Genomic DNA, 23,010 nt, shown 5'->3' on the forward strand with positions numbered 1-23,010 from the left:
GTAATAAGAGAGGGAAGTGGCATGAAGTTAATTTTTAATGCAGACGACTATGGGCTTTGCCAAGCGGTAAATCAAGGCATCATTGCTAGCCACCTTAACGGTGTCGTGACATCGACAACAATGATGGTTGGTATGCAGGGTGAGCAAGATGCTTTAGAGCGTTTAGAGGCGGCGCCTAATCTAAGTGTCGGCGTCCATTTACGTCTTACCGCGGGCAAACCGGTATCTTCACATTTCCCCCTTATCACTATAGAAGGGAGTTTTCTTAAGTACGATGCGCTTATGGCGAAGTTAGAGCCAAAACATGAGACGGCAATTTATGAAGAGTTTCGAGCTCAAATAGAACACTTTTTGAGTTATGGCATTCCGCTTAGTCATTTGGATAGTCATCATCATGTACACCTTCATCCTATCGTCACAAGAGTGGTCGCTCGGTTGAGTCATGAGTTTGATGTTCCATATCGCGCAACGCCTTCTTTAACGGGCTATCAATTTAGTGACGGCTTTTACGATGGCAACATTTCGTTGGACTGGTTAAAAGCTCAGCTCGCTGATTGGTTAAAACACTATGATGTTGTCGAGGTGATGTGCCATCCTGCTGTTGTCGATGATGAGCTCGCTTCGATCAGTTCGTATCTTGACAAAAGGGAGTTAGAACTTGAAGTACTCAGCTCGCAGGAGCTGAAACAATATTTAATTAGCCATCAGATTGAGTTAACCCATTACAGTGCTGTTATTTAGTCGATACTTTTATCGATAACCATGAGTGCGTTCCCAAAAATTCACCTTGCGCTCATGGTTACTTCTTTCCCTATCTCACTCGGTTTCGTAGTATTGAGTGCAGCAATTTATTTTCAAAATTACCAAGGAAGCATAGCTAATGGCGAGTATTAAGGAAGTTGCTGCATTGGCCGGTGTCAACCGCTCAACCGTCTCACGTATTATCAACGGAGAGGGCAGTTTTCGATCTGACACAAAGCGAAGAGTCGAAGAGGCTATGGCGCAACTCGATTATCGGCCAAGTGCAATTGCCCGTTCTTTGGCAAAATCGCATTCCAATATGATTGGTTTGATGGTGACCTACTATACCGGCGGCTTCTTTGGTCAAATGATGAATCAAGTACAATTGGAACTTGATGTGCAAAACAAGTTCCTGTTGACTGCGCAAGGACATCATAGTGCTGATGGTGAAAAGAAGGCGATAGAGAAGTTTAAAGACCTACGTTGTGATGGCTTTATACTGCACAGTCGCTACTTGAGTGATGAAGAGCTGATCGCTCTATCAAAAACCAAAACTCCGTTTGTGCTTCTTGACCGTTATATAGAAGAAATTAAACAGCAATGTGTGACTTTTGATCATCAAAAGGCTTCCGCATTGGCAACGAGTTATCTTCTAGAACGTGGCCATATCAATATAGGTTGTGTCACAGGCCCCCTAGGCAGAGTGAGTAGTCAGGTTCGTTTGACGGGTTATAAGAATGCGATAGCCGAAAAAGGTATCGCGTTGAATCCAGATTACCTTGTTGAAGGTGACTACGAGCTAGATAGCGGTTACGCAGCAATGGCTCAATTGATGAGCTTAGAGCAAAAGCCAACGGCATTATTTTCAACCGGTGAAGAGATGACTCGTGGGATCATGAAATATTGCTACGAACAGCAAATACGTTGCCCGGAGGATATCTCTATTATTAGCTACGACAGTGTGAATAGTTGTCGTGGGCTTTACCCGCAGGTCACGACCCTTGAATTTCCGATCAGTGATATGGCTCATGAAGCTGTGCTATTGCTCAATGCGCAGCTTAAAGCTCAGAGCCGTGAACAAGCGCAACTGAGCGTTTCTCCACGAATTCAGGAAGGAAATAGTGTTATTAACCTCACTTAAATTAGGACTAAATAATACTTTTTGAACACTTCGGCTGTTTTTTCCTCAAAAAACCGTTTTTTTGGAAATAATCCAAAAAAACACTTGCCAACTTATCGGGCATCTCTATAATGCGCTTCCACTGACACGGCAGAGGCGGCAACGCTTCGAAGGCCGAATCAGAGCGGCAATTAGCCAAAAAGAAAATCTGGTTTTTATTTTAGAAAAATAAAAAAAAGTGTTTGACACAAAAGATTTTCTCGCTAGAATGGCCGCCTCTTCAAACGGAACGCAGCAGCGAACGAATGAAGAGATGTTCTTTAAAAATATAGACCTATCAATCTGTGTGGGCACTCGTTGATGATAATCAAATTAGATACCTCGGTATCAAATTAGGTTTTCAATGAACTGAGTGACCAATCGAGATTACTTTCTTGTAAAAGAACTTAGTCTTGGCACAGTCAATTCATTATCGTTCTGTTGGAACGATAATAGCTTTAGATTACTTATGTAGTTTAAAGTCAGTATTCATTGAGCCGACAAAATCTTAAATTGAAGAGTTTGATCATGGCTCAGATTGAACGCTGGCGGCAGGCCTAACACATGCAAGTCGAGCGGAAACGAGTTAACTGACCCTTCGGGTGACGTTAACGGCGTCGAGCGGCGGACGGGTGAGTAATGCCTGGGAATATGCCTTGATGTGGGGGATAACCATTGGAAACGATGGCTAATACCGCATAACGCCTTCGAGCTAAAGAGGGGATCTTCGGACCTCTCGCGTCAAGATTAGCCCAGGTGGGATTAGCTAGTTGGTGAGGTAATGGCTCACCAAGGCGACGATCCCTAGCTGGTCTGAGAGGATGATCAGCCACACTGGAACTGAGACACGGTCCAGACTCCTACGGGAGGCAGCAGTGGGGAATATTGCACAATGGGCGCAAGCCTGATGCAGCCATGCCGCGTGTGTGAAGAAGGCCTTCGGGTTGTAAAGCACTTTCAGTCGTGAGGAAGGTGGTGTAGTTAATAGCTGCATCATTTGACGTTAGCGACAGAAGAAGCACCGGCTAACTCCGTGCCAGCAGCCGCGGTAATACGGAGGGTGCGAGCGTTAATCGGAATTACTGGGCGTAAAGCGCATGCAGGTGGTTCGTTAAGTCAGATGTGAAAGCCCGGGGCTCAACCTCGGAACTGCATTTGAAACTGGCGGACTAGAGTACTGTAGAGGGGGGTAGAATTTCAGGTGTAGCGGTGAAATGCGTAGAGATCTGAAGGAATACCGGTGGCGAAGGCGGCCCCCTGGACAGATACTGACACTCAGATGCGAAAGCGTGGGGAGCAAACAGGATTAGATACCCTGGTAGTCCACGCCGTAAACGATGTCTACTTGGAGGTTGTGGCCTTGAGCCGTGGCTTTCGGAGCTAACGCGTTAAGTAGACCGCCTGGGGAGTACGGTCGCAAGATTAAAACTCAAATGAATTGACGGGGGCCCGCACAAGCGGTGGAGCATGTGGTTTAATTCGATGCAACGCGAAGAACCTTACCTACTCTTGACATCCAGAGAACTTAGCAGAGATGCTTTGGTGCCTTCGGGAACTCTGAGACAGGTGCTGCATGGCTGTCGTCAGCTCGTGTTGTGAAATGTTGGGTTAAGTCCCGCAACGAGCGCAACCCTTATCCTTGTTTGCCAGCGAGTAATGTCGGGAACTCCAGGGAGACTGCCGGTGATAAACCGGAGGAAGGTGGGGACGACGTCAAGTCATCATGACTCTTACGAGTAGGGCTACACACGTGCTACAATGGCGCATACAGAGGGCGGCCAACTTGCGAAAGTGAGCGAATCCCAAAAGTGCGTCGTAGTCCGGATTGGAGTCTGCAACTCGACTCCATGAAGTCGGAATCGCTAGTAATCGTGGATCAGAATGCCACGGTGAATACGTTCCCGGGCCTTGTACACACCGCCCGTCACACCATGGGAGTGGGCTGCAAAAGAAGTGGGTAGTTTAACCTTCGGGAGGACGCTCACCACTTTGTGGTTCATGACTGGGGTGAAGTCGTAACAAGGTAGCCCTAGGGGAACCTGGGGCTGGATCACCTCCTTATACGAATAGATTATTGCGATGAGTGTTCACACAGATTGATTGGTTTATAGATTTAAGACACCGTGTCCCGTTCGTCTAGAGGCCTAGGACACCGCCCTTTCACGGCGGTAACAGGGGTTCGACTCCCCTACGGGATACCATCTTTAAGCGTTTTCTTTCGAGAATTCTTAAAAATGGTTACTTCATTACGAAGTGATTAGTTCTTTAAAAATTTGGAAAGCTGACGAATAACATTTGATTAATGTTATTCATTTAAAAGTTCTCAAATCCTATGTCTTTTAAAGATGTAGGTACCAACACACATTCAAGTGTTCTTGGAAGTGACGAAAGTCCACTTTTTGCCTCTGCTTTTTCTTAAAAAGCGGAAACAAAGAGTTATTTGAGTCCGGCAAAATCGAGTCTGCACATGTATAAAAATTGCAGACAACTTTGGTTGTTTAACGACAATCTCGAGGTTTCTTTGAAACTCTTTGGGGTTGTATGGTTAAGTGACTAAGCGTACACGGTGGATGCCTTGGCAGTCAGAGGCGATGAAAGGCGTAATAACTTGCGATAAGCCCAGATTAGGTAGTAATAACCTTTGAGTCTGGGATTCCTGAATGGGGAAACCCACCTACATAAGTAGGTATCGCTGAGTGAATACATAGCTCAGCGAGGCGAACCGGGGGAACTGAAACATCTAAGTACCCCGAGGAAGAGAAATCAACCGAGATTCCGAAAGTAGCGGCGAGCGAAATTGGATTAGCCCTTAAGCTTTTAATGAGACAGACGAAGGCTCTGGAAAGTGCCGCAGTAAAGGGTGATAGCCCCGTAGTCGACATCTCATCATCAGTGAAATCGAGTAGGGCGGGACACGTGATATCCTGTCTGAATATGGAGATTCATCCTCCAAGGCTAAATACTACTGACTGACCGATAGTGAACCAGTACCGTGAGGGAAAGGCGAAAAGAACCCCTGTGAGGGGAGTGAAATAGAACCTGAAACCGTGTACGTACAAGCAGTAGGAGCACCTTCGTGGTGTGACTGCGTACCTTTTGTATAATGGGTCAGCGACTTATATTCAGTGGCAAGGTTAACCGTTTAGGGGAGCCGTAGGGAAACCGAGTCTTAACTGGGCGTTCAGTCTCTGGATATAGACCCGAAACCAGGTGATCTCAGCCATGGGCAGGTTGAAGGTTGAGTAACATCAACTGGAGGATCGAACCGACTAATGTTGAAAAATTAGCGGATGACTTGTGGCTAGGGGTGAAAGGCCAATCAAACCTGGAGATAGCTGGTTCTCCCCGAAATCTATTTAGGTAGAGCCTCGGACGAATACTACTGGGGGTAGAGCACTGTTAAGGCTAGGGGTCATCCCGACTTACCAACCCTTTGCAAACTCCGAATACCAGTAAGTACTATCCGGGAGACACACGGCGGGTGCTAACGTCCGTCGTGGAGAGGGAAACAACCCAGACCGCCAGCTAAGATCCCAAATTATAGCTAAGTGGGAAACGATGTGGGAAGGCTTAGACAGCTAGGATGTTGGCTTAGAAGCAGCCATCATTTAAAGAAAGCGTAATAGCTCACTAGTCGAGTCGGCCTGCGCGGAAGATGTAACGGGGCTAAGCTATAAACCGAAGCTGCGGCAATGACTTAGGTCATTGGGTAGGGGAGCGTTCTGTAAGCCGTTGAAGGTGGACTGTAAGGTCTGCTGGAGGTATCAGAAGTGCGAATGCTGACATGAGTAACGATAATGGGGTGAAAACCTCCACGCCGGAAGACCAAGGGTTCCTGTCCAACGTTAATCGGGGCAGGGTGAGTCGACCCCAAGGCGAGGCCGAAAGGCGTAGTCGATGGGAAACGGGTTAATATTCCCGTACTTCTTACAATTGCGATGGGGGGACGGAGAAGGCTAGGTGGGCCTGGCGACGGTTGTCCAGGTTCAAGTGCGTAGGCTTGAGGGTTAGGTAAATCCGGCTCTCTTTAAGGCTGAGACACGATGTCGAGCTACTACGGTAGTGAAGTCATTGATGCCATGCTTCCAGGAAAAGCCTCTAAGCTTCAGATTGTAAGGAATCGTACCCCAAACCGACACAGGTGGTCGGGTAGAGAATACCAAGGCGCTTGAGAGAACTCGGGTGAAGGAACTAGGCAAAATGGTACCGTAACTTCGGGAGAAGGTACGCTCCTCGCGGTGAAGTCCCTTGCGGATGGAGCTATGGGGAGTCGCAGATACCAGGTGGCTGCAACTGTTTATTAAAAACACAGCACTGTGCAAAATCGTAAGATGACGTATACGGTGTGACGCCTGCCCGGTGCCGGAAGGTTAATTGATGGGGTTAGACTTAGGTCGAAGCTCTTGATCGAAGCCCCGGTAAACGGCGGCCGTAACTATAACGATCCTAAGGTAGCGAAATTCCTTGTCGGGTAAGTTCCGACCTGCACGAATGGCGTAATGATGGCCACGCTGTCTCCACCCGAGACTCAGTGAAATTGAAATCGCTGTGAAGATGCAGTGTACCCGCGGCTAGACGGAAAGACCCCGTGAACCTTTACTACAGCTTGGCACTGAACATTGACCCTACATGTGTAGGATAGGTGGGAGGCTTTGAAACGAGTACGCCAGTATTCGTGGAGCCGTCCTTGAAATACCACCCTTGTAGTGTTGATGTTCTAACGTTGACCTCTTATCGGGGCTGCGGACAGTGCCTGGTGGGTAGTTTGACTGGGGCGGTCTCCTCCCAAAGAGTAACGGAGGAGCACGAAGGTGGGCTAAACACGGTTGGACATCGTGTGGTTAGTGCAATGGCATAAGCCCGCTTGACTGCGAGAATGACAATTCGAGCAGGTGCGAAAGCAGGTCATAGTGATCCGGTGGTTCTGAATGGAAGGGCCATCGCTCAACGGATAAAAGGTACTCCGGGGATAACAGGCTGATACCGCCCAAGAGTTCATATCGACGGCGGTGTTTGGCACCTCGATGTCGGCTCATCACATCCTGGGGCTGAAGTCGGTCCCAAGGGTATGGCTGTTCGCCATTTAAAGTGGTACGCGAGCTGGGTTTAGAACGTCGTGAGACAGTTCGGTCCCTATCTGCCGTGGGCGTTGGAAGATTGAAGGGGGCTGCTCCTAGTACGAGAGTGACCGGAGTGGACGAACCTCTGGTGTTCGGGTTGTCATGCCAATGGCATTGCCCGGTAGCTAAGTTCGGAATCGATAACCGCTGAAAGCATCTAAGCGGGAAGCGAGCCCTGAGATGAGTCTTCCCTGGCACTTTAAGTGTCCTAAAGGGTTGTTCGAGACTAGAACGTTGATAGGCAGGGTGTGTAAGCGTTGTGAGGCGTTGAGCTAACCTGTACTAATTGCCCGTGAGGCTTAACCATACAACACCCAAAGGGTTTTGATTGGACTCAAAGCAAGAACAAATTGAATGTGTAGAGAACGCATTAACAGCTTTCCGGATTTATTGTTTTCAGATTTTCAGAAAATCTGAAGGCAAAACAGAATTTGCTTGGCGACCATAGCATTGTGGATCCACCTGATTTCCATGCCGAACTCAGAAGTGAAACGCAATAGCGCCGATGGTAGTGTGGGGCTTCCCCATGTGAGAGTAGGACATCGCCAGGCTCCTATTTATTTTCACTTTTTTGAAAAGTGAAGACAAAAGGTTCGCACTTGCTTATTTAATAAGCAAGTCACCATAGAGTTCTAAAGTTTCTTAGAATTTTATGTTGACTTTCAAAGTGAGAAGCGTATTATACGCACCTCGCTGACGCACTAAGGTGTTGAAAGCAAAGCTCTTTAACAATATAAACCTATCAATCTGTGTGGGCACTCGTTGATGATAATCAAATTAGATACCTCGGTATCAAATTAGGTTTTCAATGAACTGAGTGACCAATCAAGTCGAAAGACTTGGCACAGTCAATTCATTATCGTTCTGTTGGAACGATAATAGCTTTAGATTACTTATGTAGTTTAAAGTCAGTATTCATTGAGCCGACAAAATCTTAAATTGAAGAGTTTGATCATGGCTCAGATTGAACGCTGGCGGCAGGCCTAACACATGCAAGTCGAGCGGAAACGAGTTAACTGAACCTTCGGGTGACGTTAACGGCGTCGAGCGGCGGACGGGTGAGTAATGCCTGGGAATATGCCTTGATGTGGGGATAACCATTGGAAACGATGGCTAATACCGCATAATGCCTTCGAGTCAAAGAGGGATCTTCGGACCTCTCGCGTCAAGATTAGCCCAGGTGGGATTAGCTAGTTGGTGAGGTAATGGCTCACCAAGGCGACGATCCCTAGCTGGTCTGAGAGGATGATCAGCCACACTGGAACTGAGACACTGGTCCAGACTCCTACGGGAGGCAGCAGTGGGGAATATTGCACAATGGGCGCAAGCCTGATGCAGCCATGCCGCGTGTGTGAAGAAGGCCTTCGGGTTGTAAAGCACTTTCAGTCGTGAGGAAGGTGGTGTAGTTAATAGCTGCATCATTTGACGTTAGCGACAGAAGAAGCACCGGCTAACTCCGTGCCAGCAGCCGCGGTAATACGGAGGGTGCGAGCGTTAATCGGAATTACTGGGCGTAAAGCGCATGCAGGTGGTTCGTTAAGTCAGATGTGAAAGCCCGGGGCTCAACCTCGGAACTGCATTTGAAACTGGCGGACTAGAGTACTGTAGAGGGGGGTAGAATTTCAGGTGTAGCGGTGAAATGCGTAGAGATCTGAAGGAATACCGGTGGCGAAGGCGGCCCCCTGGACAGATACTGACACTCAGATGCGAAAGCGTGGGGAGCAAACAGGATTAGATACCCTGGTAGTCCACGCCGTAAACGATGTCTACTTGGAGGTTGTGGCCTTGAGCCGTGGCTTTCGGAGCTAACGCGTTAAGTAGACCGCCTGGGGAGTACGGTCGCAAGATTAAAACTCAAATGAATTGACGGGGGCCCGCACAAGCGGTGGAGCATGTGGTTTAATTCGATGCAACGCGAAGAACCTTACCTACTCTTGACATCCAGAGAACTTAGCAGAGATGCTTTGGTGCCTTCGGGAACTCTGAGACAGGTGCTGCATGGCTGTCGTCAGCTCGTGTTGTGAAATGTTGGGTTAAGTCCCGCAACGAGCGCAACCCTTATCCTTGTTTGCCAGCGAGTAATGTCGGGAACTCCAGGGAGACTGCCGGTGATAAACCGGAGGAAGGTGGGGACGACGTCAAGTCATCATAGCTCTTACGAGTAGGGCTACACACGTGCTACAATGGCGCATACAGAGGGCGGCCAACTTGCGAAAGTGAGCGAATCCCAAAAGTGCGTCGTAGTCCGGATTGGAGTCTGCAACTCGACTCCATGAAGTCGGAATCGCTAGTAATCGTGGATCAGAATGCCACGGTGAATACGTTCCCGGGCCTTGTACACACCGCCCGTCACACCATGGGAGTGGGCTGCAAAAGAAGTGGGTAGTTTAACCTTCGGGAGGACGCTCACCACTTTGTGGTTCATGACTGGGGTGAAGTCGTAACAAGGTAGCCCTAGGGGAACCTGGGGCTGGATCACCTCCTTATACGAATAGATTATTGCGATGAGTGTTCACACAGATTGATTAGGTTTGTAAGTTAAGAGTAAGGAAACCTTTTCCAGATGGGGCTATAGCTCAGCTGGGAGAGCGCTTCGCTGGCAGCGAAGAGGTCTGCGGTTCGATCCCGCATAGCTCCACCATCTTTAAGTGTTTTCTCTCGAGAATATTTAGAAATGGTTACTTCATTTGAAGTGATTAGCTCTTTAACAATTTGGAAAGCTGACGAATAACATTTGATTAATGTTATTCATTTAAAAGTTCTCAAATCCTATGTCTTCCTCTTTTATTAGAGAAGGGATGTAGGTACCAACACACATTCAAGTGTTCTTGGAAGTGACGAAAGTCCACTTTTTGCCTCTGCTTTTTCTTAAAAAGCGGGAACAAAGAGTTATTTGAGTCCGGCAAAATCGAGTCTGCACATGTATAAAAATGCAGACAACTTTGGTTGTTTAACGACAATCTCGAGGTTTCTTTGAAACTCTTTGGGGTTGTATGGTTAAGTGACTAAGCGTACACGGTGGATGCCTTGGCAGTCAGAGGCGATGAAAGGCGTAATAACTTGCGATAAGCCCAGATTAGGTAGTAATAACCTTTGAGTCTGGGATTCCTGAATGGGGAAACCCAACTGCATAAGCAGTTATCGCTGAGTGAATACATAGCTCAGCGAGGCGAACCGGGGGAACTGAAACATCTAAGTACCCCGAGGAAGAGAAATCAACCGAGATTCCGAAAGTAGCGGCGAGCGAAATTGGATTAGCCCTTAAGCTTTTAATGAGACAGACGAAGGCTCTGGAAAGTGCCGCAGTAAAGGGTGATAGCCCCGTAGTCGACATCTCATCATCAGTGAAATCGAGTAGGGCGGGACACGTGATATCCTGTCTGAATATGGAAGATTCATCCTCCAAGGCTAAATACTACTGACTGACCGATAGTGAACCAGTACCGTGAGGGAAAGGCGAAAAGAACCCCTGTGAGGGGAGTGAAATAGAACCTGAAACCGTGTACGTACAAGCAGTAGGAGCACCTTCGTGGTGTGACTGCGTACCTTTTGTATAATGGGTCAGCGACTTATATTCAGTGGCAAGGTTAACCGTTTAGGGGAGCCGTAGGGAAACCGAGTCTTAACTGGGCGTTCAGTCTCTGGATATAGACCCGAAACCAGGTGATCTAGCCATGGGCAGGTTGAAGGTTGAGTAACATCAACTGGAGGATCGAACCGACTAATGTTGAAAAATTAGCGGATGACTTGTGGCTAGGGGTGAAAGGCCAATCAAACCTGGAGATAGCTGGTTCTCCCCGAAATCTATTTAGGTAGAGCCTCGGACGAATACTACTGGGGGTAGAGCACTGTTAAGGCTAGGGGTCATCCCGACTTACCAACCCTTTGCAAACTCCGAATACCAGTAAGTACTATCCGGGAGACACACGGCGGGTGCTAACGTCCGTCGTGGAGAGGGAAACAACCCAGACCGCCAGCTAAGATCCCAAATTATAGCTAAGTGGGAAACGATGTGGGAAGGCTTAGACAGCTAGGATGTTGGCTTAGAAGCAGCCATCATTTAAAGAAAGCGTAATAGCTCACTAGTCGAGTCGGCCTGCGCGGAAGATGTAACGGGGCTAAGCTATAAACCGAAGCTGCGGCAATGACTTAGGTCATTGGGTAGGGGAGCGTTCTGTAAGCCGTTGAAGGTGGACTGTAAGGTCTGCTGGAGGTATCAGAAGTGCGAATGCTGACATGAGTAACGATAATGGGGTGAAAAACCTCCACGCCGGAAGACCAAGGGTTCCTGTCCAACGTTAATCGGGGCAGGGTGAGTCGACCCCTAAGGCGAGGCCGAAAGGCGTAGTCGATGGGAAACGGGTTAATATTCCCGTACTTCTTACAATTGCGATGGGGGGACGGAGAAGGCTAGGTGGGCCTGGCGACGGTTGTCCAGGTTCAAGTGCGTAGGCTTGAGGGTTAGGTAAATCCGGCTCTCTTTAAGGCTGAGACACGATGTCGAGCTACTACGGTAGTGAAGTCATTGATGCCATGCTTCCAGGAAAAGCCTCTAAGCTTCAGATTGTAAGGAATCGTACCCCAAACCGACACAGGTGGTCGGGTAGAGAATACCAAGGCGCTTGAGAGAACTCGGGTGAAGGAACTAGGCAAAATGGTACCGTAACTTCGGGAGAAGGTACGCTCCTCGCGGTGAAGTCCCTTGCGGATGGAGCTATGGGGAGTCGCAGATACCAGGTGGCTGCAACTGTTTATTAAAAACACAGCACTGTGCAAAATCGTAAGATGACGTATACGGTGTGACGCCTGCCCGGTGCCGGAAGGTTAATTGATGGGGTTAGACTTAGGTCGAAGCTCTTGATCGAAGCCCCGGTAAACGGCGGCCGTAACTATAACGGTCCTAAGGTAGCGAAATTCCTTGTCGGGTAAGTTCCGACCTGCACGAATGGCGTAATGATGGCCACGCTGTCTCCACCCGAGACTCAGTGAAATTGAAATCGCTGTGAAGATGCAGTGTACCCGCGGCTAGACGGAAAGACCCCGTGAACCTTTACTACAGCTTGGCACTGAACATTGACCCTACATGTGTAGGATAGGTGGGAGGCTTTGAAACGAGTACGCCAGTATTCGTGGAGCCGTCCTTGAAATACCACCCTTGTAGTGTTGATGTTCTAACGTTGGCCCCCTTATCGGGGCTGCGGACAGTGCCTGGTGGGTAGTTTGACTGGGGCGGTCTCCTCCCAAAGAGTAACGGAGGAGCACGAAGGTGGGCTAAACACGGTTGGACATCGTGTGGTTAGTGCAATGGCATAAGCCCGCTTGACTGCGAGAATGACAATTCGAGCAGGTGCGAAAGCAGGTCATAGTGATCCGGTGGTTCTGAATGGAAGGGCCATCGCTCAACGGATAAAAGGTACTCCGGGGATAACAGGCTGATACCGCCCAAGAGTTCATATCGACGGCGGTGTTTGGCACCTCGATGTCGGCTCATCACATCCTGGGGCTGAAGTTCGGTCCCAAGGGTATGGCTGTTCGCCATTTAAAGTGGTACGCGAGCTGGGTTTAGAACGTCGTGAGACAGTTCGGTCCCTATCTGCCGTGGGCGTTGGAAGATTGAAGGGGGCTGCTCCTAGTACGAGAGGACCGGAGTGGACGAACCTCTGGTGTTCGGGTTGTCATGCCAATGGCATTGCCCGGTAGCTAAGTTCGGAATCGATAACCGCTGAAAGCATCTAAGCGGGAAGCGAGCCCTGAGATGAGTCTTCCCTGGCACTTTAAGTGTCCTAAAGGGTTGTTCGAGACTAGAACGTTGATAGGCAGGGTGTGTAAGCGTTGTGAGGCGTTGAGCTAACCTGTACTAATTGCCCGTGAGGCTTAACCATACAACACCCAAAGGGTTTTGATTGGACTCAAAGCAAGAACAAATTGAATGTGTATTAAGTAACTTTTAAAAAATCAGTTTTCCAGATTTATTGTTTTCAGATTTTCAGAAAATCTGAAGGCAAAACAGAATTTGCTTGGCGACCATAGCGTTGTGGACCCACCTGATTTCCATGCCGAACTCAGAAGTGAAACGCAATAGCGCCGATGGTAGTGTGGGGTTTCCCCATGTGAGAGTAGGACATCGCCAGGCTTTGAATTTTGGACACTTGCAATAGCAAGTATGCCACTGCGGAGTGGTAGTTCAGTTGGTTAGAATACCGGCCTGTCACGCCGGGGGTCGCGGGTTCGAGTCCCGTCCACTCCGCCACTTATTAGAAAACCCGATGCGAAAGCATCGGGTTTTTTGCTATCTGTAATATACTAAACCTTAGACCAAGCTCGATACTAGGTAACCAATTACCTAGCCCTCACAGGACTTTGAGATATTAGCAAGGTGAGACTATCACTTTTGTTATTTCTTCGTGTCATACCATAGATATATTTCCCAGTTCTTCTCCGTTTCAGTTGTTTCAACACTCCATTCTACTGCCTTCAGCACCGACCGTTTGATTCAAATCTTTAAGAAGAAACTTATTTTATTTTGCAAATTTAATCGCTGTCATAGTTTTCGAAATCGTCGCTTTTAATGATAACGCTGTCATGTATCCTTCATTACAATGCAACATTTCGTACGTTATCAGTATCTGAGCAAAAAAAATGAAGTTAAAAAATCAGACATATTTATTATCTCTAATTATCCTTGTTGCCGTCGTCGCTGTTGCGATATCAGGCCTTTGGTCACTTCGTGTCGCTAGCGACAGTGACAATAAATCTCGAGTGACTGAGATTTTTACGAGTACTTATTCAACGATCGCTGAACTAGAAAAGTTAGCAATAGAAGGTACCCTCGCTGAATCAGAAGCTAAAGCAATTGCAACACGCATACTTAGGAACAATGTCTATAAGGACAATGAGTATGTGTATGTCGCCGATGATCAGATGACCTTTATTGCTGCTCCTTTGGATCCTCAACTGCACGGTACAAGTTTCCACGATTTCAAAGATAGCAGCGGTCGCAGCGTCGCTGACATCATTTTGAGTAAGCTAGGTAATACGTCAGGCTCTCTCATTGAGTATCATTGGTCTCAGGCTCTGCCAGATGGCTCGGTAGAGGACAAACTGTCTATTGCTGAGCGTACACCTCACTGGAACTGGGTCGTAGGTACGGGGATTGGTTTTAATGAAGTGAACGAACGTTTCTGGTCAACCGCTAAGTGGCAGTTGTCATTCTGTTTGGTCATAATTGTTGCCATCGTCGGTCTTTTGCTGACTTCTCTAAATAGAATGACTTCTATCTTAGGTGGAGAGCCTTCGGATGTGCTTAAAGCCGTTCGAGATGTTGCAGATGGTAAGTTAAAGACAAACTTTAAGCATAAAGCTATTGAAGGCAGTATTTATCATTCAGTGCAGACCATGAACCTCTCACTTGCTTCATTGCTGTCTAGTATCGAGAAGGTAACTGCCTCTATTACGTCTCAGCTTTCAGATGCTGATTCTCGTTCTTCGGTTATAGCGACACTTACATCAACTCAACAACAAAGCACAGAGATGATTGCTACGGCGATGACGGAAATGGCGTCCTCTGCTTCTCATGTGGCTCAATCGGCGACTGATGCGGCGCAAAGTACGGATGAAGCAGATAAACAGAGCCAGCAAGTGAGCCAGCTTATTCTGGCGACAGTATCGAATATCGAAGGTCTAGCTACCCAGCTGGAGGGAGCGAGTACCGCAGTCTCAGAACTCGATAGTGATGTGCATAATATCGCGCGCGTTCTTGATGTTATTGGCGATATTGCAGAGCAAACGAACCTTCTTGCATTGAATGCCGCAATAGAAGCTGCACGTGCGGGCGAACAAGGAAGAGGCTTTGCAGTGGTGGCTGATGAAGTACGTAATCTAGCAGGCCGCACTCAGCAAAGTACTAAAGAGATCCAAGAGATGATAGGTAACTTACAATCTGGCTCTCAAAATGCGATTCAGAGCATCTTACTTTGTGCTGAAACAAGTCAAGCGACAGTATCGGAATCTCAAACCGCCTCACAAGCACTACAAGAGGTGGTATTGAGTCTCGAAGCCATCACTGAGAAAAGCCAACAGATCGCGACAGCTGCTGCTGAGCAAACAGAAGTGAGTGATGATATCTCCCAACGCATTAATATGATTGAACACAGTGGCAGCGAATTAAGAGGTGTTGTCGACGAAACTAAGCGTGCCACGCAAACATTGAACCAGCTTTCTGAAGACCTAAGTTCGAAAGTCTCTCGTTTTGAAGTGGCTTAACACAAAATAAGGTCTGCTGTAGGCGTTAAAATTGATACTTTTTTGGTGCTTGGGAACTGTCTCAAGTCCAGTAATAACGTGGTCTACAATTGTCTGATCCACTGCTAGGGCTTGTTTTTGAGCACCAAATGAATAAAAATAGAACGCTAAGTATATAAAAGCAACAAACGATATTTTTTTTGCAATTTAGTGTTGACCTAAAGGCTGAAAAACCGTTTAATACACCTCGTCGCCCGGATAGCTCAGTCGGTAGAGCAGAGGATTGAAAATCCTCGTGTCGGTGGTTCGATTCCGCCTCCGGGCACCACAATTTAGATTGTTGGTGCTAAGACAATTAGTACGAGCAATAACAAAATAAAGTGTCGCCGACTTAGCTCAGTAGGTAGAGCAACTGACTTGTAATCAGTAGGTCACCAGTTCGATTCCGGTAGTCGGCACCATTTATTTACGTAAAGTAATTCCCCCTTAGTTCAGTTGGTAGAACGGCGGACTGTTAATCCGTATGTCGCAGGTTCGAGTCCCGCAGGGGGAGCCACTTTTAAAAGTAAGCGAAAGCTTGCTTTAAGTGCCGACTTAGCTCAGTAGGTAGAGCAACTGACTTGTAATCAGTAGGTCACCAGTTCGATTCCGGTAGTCGGCACCACTTTATTGCGAAAGCAATTCCCCCTTAGTTCAGTTGGTAGAACGGCGGACTGTTAATCCGTATGTCGCAGGTTCGAGTCCCGCAGGGGGAGCCACATTTAAAAAGGCCGTATCGAAAGATACGGCCTTTTTGCATCTAGCTCATATCTATTTTAATACCAGTTAATCGACCCTGTTGTTTAGAGTCGCTCGCTTGAAGCTTTAGCATCAGTCGTAGGTCGTTTGGTGAGTCTGCACTGTGAAGAGCATCGCTTTGATTGATTTTATTTGCCATAACAAGATCATATAGGGCTTGGTCGAAGGTTTGCATTCCGACTTCCTTGCTTTTGCTCATCGCTGTTTTGATTTCGTGGAGGTCCCCCTTGCGTATGAGTTCTGCCACCCTCGGACTGTTCAGTAAAACTTCGAATACCCCATGTCTACCGCGACCATTTTTGTCCCGTATGAGTTGCTGGGCGACAATGCCTCTTAAGTTGGTTGAGAGATCAAACAGAAATTGCTCTTTGCGCTCTTTGGGTACTAGATGAAGTATTCTTTCCAATGCTTGGTTGGCGTTATTAGCATGAAGAGTCGCCATACAAAGGTGGCCTGTTTCTGCGAATGCCATCGCATATTCCATGGTTGAGCGCGTGCGAATTTCACCAATTAGGATCATATCAGGTGCTTGCCTCAGCGAATTCTTCAAGGCGACGTCGTAGCTTTCAGTGTCTAAACCGACTTCTCTCTGGGTAACAATGCATTTGTGGTGCTCATGAACAAACTCAATGGGATCTTCAACCGTTAGGATATGTCCACTTCGATTGTAGTTGCGATAACCTGTCATCGCAGCCATCGTGGTTGATTTTCCAGAACCGGTTGCACCAACAACAAGTACCAGCCCACGTTTCGCGATCGCTAAGTCTTGGAGAACATCCGGTAGTGCTAGCTCTTCAAAGCTAGGTATTTTGGTTTCGATGCGGCGTATTACCGCACCAGGGAGCTCTCGTTGAAAAAAGGCACTGACGCGAAAGCGGCCAATCGCTTTTACGATCGCGAAGTTTGCCTCTTTGGACGCGAGATAATCTTGTCGAAGATTAGTATCCATGACGGCGTTTAATAGTTCGTGAATCGCTCGTTCGGTAAGCGTTTCTCCCCGGGATTTTAGCTCCCCGTCGACACGATAAAGAACAGGTGCCCCAACCGTTAGATAGAGATCGGAAGCTTTGAGCTCTAGCATGTGATTTAGAACGTCATCAATGATTATCATGGTGCTTCCTTACTGAAACAGATTGTCATTTTGAACCACTTTCTTACCGATCTCTTCAATATCGATTAGGCCTTGAGAAAGAAGCTGCCTTGCGTGCTGCTCCATGGTTTGCATTCCATTCGCAGCTCCAGTCTGAATAACCGAAAACATTTGAGCCACCTTGTCTTCTCTGATGAGGTTACGTATCGCTGGGGTACCAACCATGATTTCATGACACGCAACTCGGCCACCCCCTAGGCGCTTAAGTAGTGTTTGTGCAATGACGGCTCGCAGTGACTCAGAGAGCATAGAGCGAACCATGTCTTTATCTTGGCCAGAAAACACATCAACTATCCTATCTACAGACTTAGCCGCAGAGTTGGTGTGCATAGTGGCAAACACTAAGTGCCCGGTTTCAGCCGCTGTCAACGCAAGGCTAATGGTCTCTTGGTCGCGAAGCTCGCCGACAAGAATAATATCGGGGTCTTCCCTCAGAGCAGAGCGAAGCGCGGATTTAAAGCTATGAGTATCCCGGTGCACTTCTCGTTGATTTACCAGGCACTTTTTGTTTTTATGAATAAATTCGATAGGATCTTCAATGGTCAAGATGTGCTTGTTCTGATGTTCGTTGATGTGATTGACCATAGCTGCGAGTGTGGTGGATTTACCTGAGCCAGTTGGCCCGGTTACCAGTACTAGTCCATTCTCGAGGTTCGCAAGCTCGGCAAACTTGCTCGGTGCACCAATACTGTCGAGTGTCGGTATTTCGGTCGGGATAGTTCGAAACACGGCTGAGCAGCCGCGTGATTGATTAAACGCATTGGCGCGAAAGCGGCCGATATTGGGTAGCTCAAACGAAAAGTCAATTTCTAAATGCTCTTGGTACTCGTTGCGCTGCTTGTCATTCATGATATCAAAGATGAGTTTATGAACTTCAGAATGCTCTAACGCCGGGATGCCCAGTTTTCTCACTTCTCCATCGATGCGTATCATGGGGGAAACCCCTGCAGAAAGGTGTAGATCTGATGCATTATGTTTTACACTGAAGTCTAGTAACTCGGTGATATCCATTCATTTTCCTTTTGACTTTAAATCTATGACTAGCATTCAGAACAATATACAACTAATTAACTCGCAAATTGCGGCTACAGAGCAAAACTGCGGGAGAGTGCAAGGTGAGGTGCAACTGCTCGCGGTAAGTAAAACTAAGCCTGTGGAAGCGATTCTAGAAGCCTGTGAAGCTGGGCATCGCATGTTTGGTGAAAACTACGTGCAAGAGGGTGTTGCTAAAGTAGCGTTATTCAGAGAGCAGCATCCAGAGCTAGATATCGAATGGCACTTTATTGGCCCAATTCAATCGAATAAGACCCGACCAGTCGCTGAGCACTTTGATTGGGTACATACCATCAATAGAGATAAAATTGCTCAGCGCCTGAATGAACAAAGGCCTGCAGACATGCCGCCACTTCAAGTACTCATCCAGGTGAATACCAGTGGTGAAGCAAGCAAGTCTGGCGTTGATGATGAGCAGGTGTTTGAGCTTGCCCAGTTGATATCCGAGCTTCCCAACCTCACGTTAAGAGGAGTGATGTCCATTCCTGAAAACGTTAGTGACTATCAATCTCAGCTTGTTGCCTTTAAAGCTCTAGCAAAACTGAAAAATGCACTGGCAGAACGCTATCCGCAGGTTGATACGTTATCGATGGGAATGAGCGGAGATATGCAAGCGGCGATTGAAGCGGGCAGTACCATAGTACGTATCGGCACTGCAATATTCGGCGCAAGAGATTACAGTAACAAAGCATAGGCAGCATCTAGCTTAGCTTTCATTTTAGGATTAGTTTCATGGAACAAAGAAAAGTCGCCTTTATCGGAGCGGGCAATATGACGCGCTCGATAGTTGCAGGCCTGGTCGCTAGTGGATACGAGCCAAGCAAAATCATTGCTACCAACCGCAGTGAAGAGAAGCTTACTGCATTGCAACAAGATTATGGTGTACGGGTAACCACAGACAATGTTGCTGCGGCTCAGCAAGCTGATGTTGTCGTCATGGCGGTAAAGCCTCAATTAATGGAAGAGGTGACAAAACCGCTTCAAGCCGTCGATTTTAGTAATAAGTTGGTTGTCTCAATTGCTGCGGGAATTAACATTGCGAGAATGCAGCAAATGTTTGCATGTGAGTTAAACCTCATTCGCGTTATGCCAAATACACCATCACTGGTTGGTGAGGGCATGAGTGGCCTGTTTGCTTCCCAAGAGACGCCTGAGGCTGATAAACAGTTTGCTAGTGAATTAATGCAAGCTGTCGGTAAGGTATGTTGGGTTGAGCAAGAAGCAGGTATCAATGATGTGATTGCAGGCGCTGGCAGCGCACCTGCTTATTTCTTCTTGTTTATGGAAGCGATTCAGCAGCAAGCAATAGCAAGTGGTTTTGATACGGAAACCGCTCGTTTGTTGGTTCAGCAAACAGCATTAGGAGCCGCAACTATGGTGGCTGCTAACCCAGAGACCGATCTTGCGACATTGCGTCAGCAAGTGACTTCTAAAGGTGGAACGACTGCAGAAGCGGTACGCACCTTTGAAGAAAGCGATATTCGTGGCATTGTAGCCAAAGCGATGCAGGCGGCAGTGGCGCGTGCAGAAGAAATGGAAAAACTGTTCTAATCCCACTAATGATTATTCGTAAGGGTTTTATATGAATTCAATGAGTTTTTTAGTTTCGACCTTGTTTGATCTTTACATCATGGTCGTTATTTTACGTATTTGGCTGCAGGCTGCGCGAGCGGATTTTTACAACCCGTTCTCTCAGTTTATCGTCAAGGCAACGCAACCTGTGGTCGCGCCATTGCGTCGTGTTATCCCATCGATCGGCAGTCTCGATATGGCTACGCTACTATTTGCGTATTTGCTCTGTGTCGGTAAGTATGTGACGCTGGTTCTGATTGCCTCTGGTGGTAACTTCAGCTTTGGTGTTGATTTCCTATTTTTGGGGCTGTTATCTCTTATTAAAGCTGCTGGCGGCCTGCTATTCTGGGTGTTGTTGCTTCGCGCGATTCTGAGTTGGGTTAGCCAAGGCCGCAGTCCAATTGAATATGTGTTCCATCAACTGACTGAGCCAATGCTCGCGCCAATTCGTCGCATTATCCCTGCAATGGGCGGCTTTGATCTGAGCGTATTAGTGCTGTTTATCGTACTGCAATTTGCCAACATGCTTATGGGTGATGTCATCGGGCCAGTCTGGTTCCGACTATAATGTCAGCCGCTACTTTAGTGGGCGATGACCTAGTGTTAGGTATCTACGTACAACCTAAGGCAAGCCGAGATAAGTTGGTGGGAGAGCATGGCGATGAGTTTAAAGTCGCCATAACCGCCCCTCCCATTGATGGCAAAGCCAATGCACACTTAAGTAAATACTTGGCCAAGCAATTTAAAGTGGCGAAAAGCCAAGTGTTGATAGAAAAGGGCGAACTCGGTCGCCATAAACAAATCAGGATAATTGCGCCCTCGCAAATACCCAAGGAATTCCAAGCCCTCTTATGAGGGCTTTTTACAAGGAGATAACGGATGAAAAAGTCGTTGTTATTCATCTTTGCTGTACTTATGAGCAGCGCTGCAGCAGCAGGGCAGTTTAAAACCATCAAAGATGCAGAAGTGCATTATGTTGTATTTAACTCGACGTTTATGACGCCAAAGATTGCCCGCAGTTACGATTTAAAACGTAACGAGCATATTGCTACCGTCAATGTGAGTGTGCTCGATCGAGCTAGCGCAGGTAAGCCGGCGATGGAAGTAGGTATCAAAGGGGTTGCTAAGAACCTTATCGGTCAAATGAAAACTCTAGAGTTTAAGCAAATTAAAGAGGGAGATGCGGTATACTATCTCGCTCAATTTCCGATCGTGAACGAAGAGATGTACCAGTTTACGATTGATATCGATGCGGGAAACAAAGGCCGTGGTCCGGTTTCCTTTAGTCAAAAGCTTTATGTAGAACCTTAACCCTCGAGAGACTCTCATGAACAAAAAAATCGTCCTAGCAACCGGTAACCAAGGGAAAGTCAAAGAGATGGCAGACCTGCTGTCAGACTTTGGCTTTGAGGTTCACGCTCAAAGTGAGTTCAACGTTTCTGAGGTCGCCGAGACAGGAACGACGTTTATTGAAAATGCCATCATAAAAGCCAGACACGCGGCACAAGAAACGGGTCTTGCAGCGATTGCGGACGACTCAGGTTTAGAGATTGATTATCTGAAAGGTGCGCCTGGTATCTACTCAGCGCGTTATTACGGTGAAGGCGCGACAGATAAACTTAACCTAGAAAAAGTGCTTACTGAAATGCAAGGCGTACCAGAAGAGCAAAGAACGGCGCGTTTTCACTGCGTACTGGTATTAATGCGTCATGAGAACGACCCAACGCCACTGGTTTGTCATGGTAAGTGGGAAGGCAGGATCTTAACGGAAGCATCGGGCGAAAATGGCTTCGGCTACGACCCGATTTTCTTTGTTCCTGAGGAAGACTGTGCTTCTGCAGAGCTAGAGCCAGTGTGTAAAAAGCAGCTTTCTCACCGTGGTAAAGCGCTAAACGAGCTTTTCGCGACTATCAAGGCTCAAGGTCTGTAAACGATGTCGACTCTTTCTGCCATCACTCCACCGCCTCTTAGTTTGTACATTCATATCCCATGGTGTGTACAAAAATGCCCTTACTGTGACTTTAACTCTCACGCTCAAAAGGGTGAGATACCACAGCAGGCATACATTACTGCACTTCTTGAAGATCTGGATGCTGATATCGCTCGCTATCAACTTGCTGATGATGAGCGTCCATTGCACTCGATCTTCATTGGTGGCGGTACGCCAAGCCTAATTACGCCTGAGCTTATTGCGGAGCTGCTGGATGGTGTGAGGCAGCGCATTCCATTTCGTGATGATATTGAAATCACCATGGAAGCCAATCCAGGCACTATCGAAGCGGCGAGGTTCAAACGCTATCAAACTGGCGGTGTGACTCGTATTTCTATTGGTGTACAGAGTTTCCAGCAACAAAAACTGGAGCGCTTGGGGCGTATTCATGGTGAGAGTGAAGCGATCAATGCAGCCAAGCTGGCTCATACCATTGGTCTAAATAGCTTTAATCTAGATTTGATGCACGGCCTTCCTGAGCAGTCAGTGACTGATGCACTGAGTGACCTTCAGCAAGCCATTGACCTTAAGCCGCCGCACCTCTCTTGGTACCAGCTGACCATTGAACCGAACACCCTGTTCTACTCAAAGCCGCCGACCTTGCCAGACGATGACGATCTTTGGGATATCTACGAGCAAGGTCATAAGATGCTTGAAGAGGCTGGCTATCAGCAATATGAAGTCTCCGGCTACAGTAAGCCTGGTTATCAATGTCAGCACAATCTGAATTATTGGCGATTTGGTGATTATCTAGGAATTGGCTGTGGTGCTCACGGCAAGCTGAGTTTCTCAGATGGTCGTATTGTTCGCACCACTAAGGTGAAACACCCTAGAGGTTATCTCAATATGATCAAGCCTTACTTGGACTCTGAGATGGAAGTCGAAGCCCAAGATAGACCGTTTGAGTTCTTCATCAACCGTCTGCGCCTGTTAGAAGCTTGTCCTAAAGTAGAGTTTACCGAGCGTACCGGGTTAAGCTTGAGTGTTATTGAGGCTCCGATGACGCATTGTATCAACAATGGTTATATTGATGATCTAGGTGATCGCTGGGTAGTTACCGAGAAAGGCAAGCTGTTTCTCAACGATGTATTAGAGCAATTTGAACTGGAATGATGACCAACCATTACCGTAACTTACTTCTGTTGAGGTAACGGTTTGGCTATAATTCGCGCCCAGAAAGATATGT

At 47.4% G+C, this 23,010-nt stretch carries 12 protein-coding genes, 8 tRNA genes and 6 rRNA genes; 24 read left to right on the forward strand and 2 right to left on the reverse strand.

The features are described from left to right. The first annotated feature begins 21 nt into the window (after positions 1-21). The 17 genes from chbG to PG915_RS02645 all read left to right on the forward strand — a co-directional run bounded on the left by chbG (position 22) and on the right by PG915_RS02645 (position 16,019). Entirely contained in the window at positions 22-741 is a 720-nt protein-coding gene (gene chbG, locus PG915_RS02565; RefSeq protein ID WP_353497754.1) for a chitin disaccharide deacetylase, read from the forward strand. A 139-nt stretch (positions 742-880) separates the two neighbouring features. Continuing rightward, positions 881-1,882 carry a LacI family DNA-binding transcriptional regulator gene (locus PG915_RS02570; protein ID WP_353497755.1) on the forward strand — a complete coding sequence of 334 codons (1,002 nt, stop codon included), beginning with the start codon at positions 881-883 and terminating at the stop codon, positions 1,880-1,882. A gap of 528 nt (positions 1,883-2,410) precedes the next feature. After that, positions 2,411-3,961 (forward strand): 16S ribosomal RNA (locus PG915_RS02575). A 64-nt stretch (positions 3,962-4,025) separates the two neighbouring features. After that, positions 4,026-4,101, forward strand: a tRNA-Glu gene (locus tag PG915_RS02580). Between the two features lie 342 nt (positions 4,102-4,443). Beyond that, positions 4,444-7,327: ribosomal RNA gene (locus PG915_RS02585) — 23S ribosomal RNA — on the forward strand. A 127-nt stretch (positions 7,328-7,454) separates the two neighbouring features. Beyond that, positions 7,455-7,571 (forward strand): 5S ribosomal RNA (gene rrf, locus PG915_RS02590). 385 nt (positions 7,572-7,956) lie between these two features. Then, positions 7,957-9,506, forward strand: a 16S ribosomal RNA gene (locus PG915_RS02595). 79 nt (positions 9,507-9,585) lie between these two features. Further along, positions 9,586-9,661: transfer RNA gene (locus PG915_RS02600), tRNA-Ala, on the forward strand. 354 nt (positions 9,662-10,015) lie between these two features. Next, positions 10,016-12,902 (forward strand): 23S ribosomal RNA (locus PG915_RS02605). Between the two features lie 134 nt (positions 12,903-13,036). Continuing rightward, positions 13,037-13,153, forward strand: a 5S ribosomal RNA gene (rrf, locus tag PG915_RS02610). The 16S, 23S and 5S rRNA genes sit together here with 3 tRNA genes alongside, the layout of an rRNA operon. 40 nt (positions 13,154-13,193) lie before the next feature. Further along, positions 13,194-13,270, forward strand: a tRNA-Asp gene (locus tag PG915_RS02615). Between the two features lie 389 nt (positions 13,271-13,659). Continuing rightward, positions 13,660-15,282, forward strand: coding sequence for a methyl-accepting chemotaxis protein (locus PG915_RS02620; RefSeq protein ID WP_353497756.1), 1,623 nt, complete (start codon positions 13,660-13,662; stop codon positions 15,280-15,282). Between the two features lie 231 nt (positions 15,283-15,513). After that, positions 15,514-15,589 (forward strand) — tRNA-Phe (locus PG915_RS02625). A gap of 57 nt (positions 15,590-15,646) precedes the next feature. Continuing rightward, positions 15,647-15,722 (forward strand) — tRNA-Thr (locus PG915_RS02630). Between the two features lie 19 nt (positions 15,723-15,741). Then, positions 15,742-15,817 (forward strand) — tRNA-Asn (locus PG915_RS02635). Positions 15,818-15,849: 32 nt separating this feature from the next. Next, positions 15,850-15,925, forward strand: a tRNA-Thr gene (locus PG915_RS02640). Between the two features lie 18 nt (positions 15,926-15,943). Next, a tRNA-Asn gene (locus PG915_RS02645) sits at positions 15,944-16,019 on the forward strand. A 41-nt stretch (positions 16,020-16,060) separates the two neighbouring features. On the opposite strand, the gene PG915_RS02650 is transcribed toward PG915_RS02645, so the two are convergent. Together PG915_RS02650 and PG915_RS02655 are read right to left on the reverse strand one after the other, a co-directional pair. Next, complete coding sequence (locus tag PG915_RS02650) at positions 16,061-17,167, reverse strand: PilT/PilU family type 4a pilus ATPase (protein WP_418642298.1); 1,107 nt, start codon at positions 17,165-17,167, stop codon at positions 16,061-16,063. Between the two features lie 12 nt (positions 17,168-17,179). Continuing rightward, the gene (locus PG915_RS02655; protein ID WP_353497758.1) at positions 17,180-18,220 is read right to left on the reverse strand and encodes a type IV pilus twitching motility protein PilT; all 1,041 of its coding nucleotides are present in this window, start codon (positions 18,218-18,220) and stop codon (positions 17,180-17,182) included. Between the two features lie 25 nt (positions 18,221-18,245). Between PG915_RS02655 and PG915_RS02660 the strand changes: the two genes are divergently transcribed. The 7 genes from PG915_RS02660 to hemW are packed head-to-tail and all read left to right on the forward strand — an operon-like array spanning position 18,246 to position 22,937. Further along, positions 18,246-18,956 (forward strand): YggS family pyridoxal phosphate-dependent enzyme, encoded by a 711-nt coding sequence (locus PG915_RS02660; RefSeq protein ID WP_353497759.1) that lies wholly within the window; start codon positions 18,246-18,248, stop codon positions 18,954-18,956. Between the two features lie 38 nt (positions 18,957-18,994). Beyond that, a complete protein-coding gene (gene proC / locus PG915_RS02665) occupies positions 18,995-19,813 on the forward strand; it encodes a pyrroline-5-carboxylate reductase (RefSeq protein WP_353497760.1) in 819 nt (272 codons plus the stop codon). 31 nt (positions 19,814-19,844) lie between these two features. Further along, positions 19,845-20,402 (forward strand): YggT family protein, encoded by a 558-nt coding sequence (locus PG915_RS02670; RefSeq protein ID WP_353497761.1) that lies wholly within the window; start codon positions 19,845-19,847, stop codon positions 20,400-20,402. After that, complete coding sequence (yggU, locus tag PG915_RS02675; protein ID WP_353497762.1) at positions 20,402-20,689, forward strand: DUF167 family protein YggU; 288 nt, start codon at positions 20,402-20,404, stop codon at positions 20,687-20,689. Before PG915_RS02670 ends, yggU begins: the two co-directional genes overlap by 1 nt. Before the next feature lie 24 nt (positions 20,690-20,713). Next, positions 20,714-21,145, forward strand: a complete 432-nt coding sequence (locus PG915_RS02680) for a DUF4426 domain-containing protein (RefSeq protein WP_353497763.1) — start codon at positions 20,714-20,716, stop codon at positions 21,143-21,145. Between the two features lie 16 nt (positions 21,146-21,161). Continuing rightward, positions 21,162-21,764, forward strand: coding sequence for an XTP/dITP diphosphatase (locus PG915_RS02685; RefSeq protein ID WP_353497764.1), 603 nt, complete (start codon positions 21,162-21,164; stop codon positions 21,762-21,764). 3 nt (positions 21,765-21,767) lie between these two features. Continuing rightward, positions 21,768-22,937 (forward strand): radical SAM family heme chaperone HemW, encoded by a 1,170-nt coding sequence (gene hemW / locus PG915_RS02690; protein ID WP_353497765.1) that lies wholly within the window; start codon positions 21,768-21,770, stop codon positions 22,935-22,937. Positions 22,938-23,010 lie beyond the last annotated feature (73 nt).

Origin of the sequence: Vibrio sp. CB1-14 (assembly GCF_040412085.2) — a bacterium.
In the GTDB taxonomy this organism is placed as follows: Bacteria; Pseudomonadota; Gammaproteobacteria; order Enterobacterales; family Vibrionaceae; genus Vibrio; species Vibrio chaetopteri.

Coding starts and splice junctions, on each gene's coding strand:
- PG915_RS02655 (WP_353497758.1), bottom strand. CDS start 18,220: ATGGATATCACCGAGTTACTAGACTTCAGTGTAAAACATAATGCATCA.
- hemW (WP_353497765.1), top strand. CDS start 21,768: ATGTCGACTCTTTCTGCCATCACTCCACCGCCTCTTAGTTTGTACATT.
- chbG (WP_353497754.1), top strand. CDS start 22: ATGAAGTTAATTTTTAATGCAGACGACTATGGGCTTTGCCAAGCGGTA.
- PG915_RS02685 (WP_353497764.1), top strand. CDS start 21,162: ATGAACAAAAAAATCGTCCTAGCAACCGGTAACCAAGGGAAAGTCAAA.
- yggU (WP_353497762.1), top strand. CDS start 20,402: ATGTCAGCCGCTACTTTAGTGGGCGATGACCTAGTGTTAGGTATCTAC.
- PG915_RS02570 (WP_353497755.1), top strand. CDS start 881: ATGGCGAGTATTAAGGAAGTTGCTGCATTGGCCGGTGTCAACCGCTCA.
- PG915_RS02680 (WP_353497763.1), top strand. CDS start 20,714: ATGAAAAAGTCGTTGTTATTCATCTTTGCTGTACTTATGAGCAGCGCT.
- PG915_RS02620 (WP_353497756.1), top strand. CDS start 13,660: ATGAAGTTAAAAAATCAGACATATTTATTATCTCTAATTATCCTTGTT.
- PG915_RS02660 (WP_353497759.1), top strand. CDS start 18,246: ATGACTAGCATTCAGAACAATATACAACTAATTAACTCGCAAATTGCG.
- PG915_RS02670 (WP_353497761.1), top strand. CDS start 19,845: ATGAATTCAATGAGTTTTTTAGTTTCGACCTTGTTTGATCTTTACATC.
- proC (WP_353497760.1), top strand. CDS start 18,995: ATGGAACAAAGAAAAGTCGCCTTTATCGGAGCGGGCAATATGACGCGC.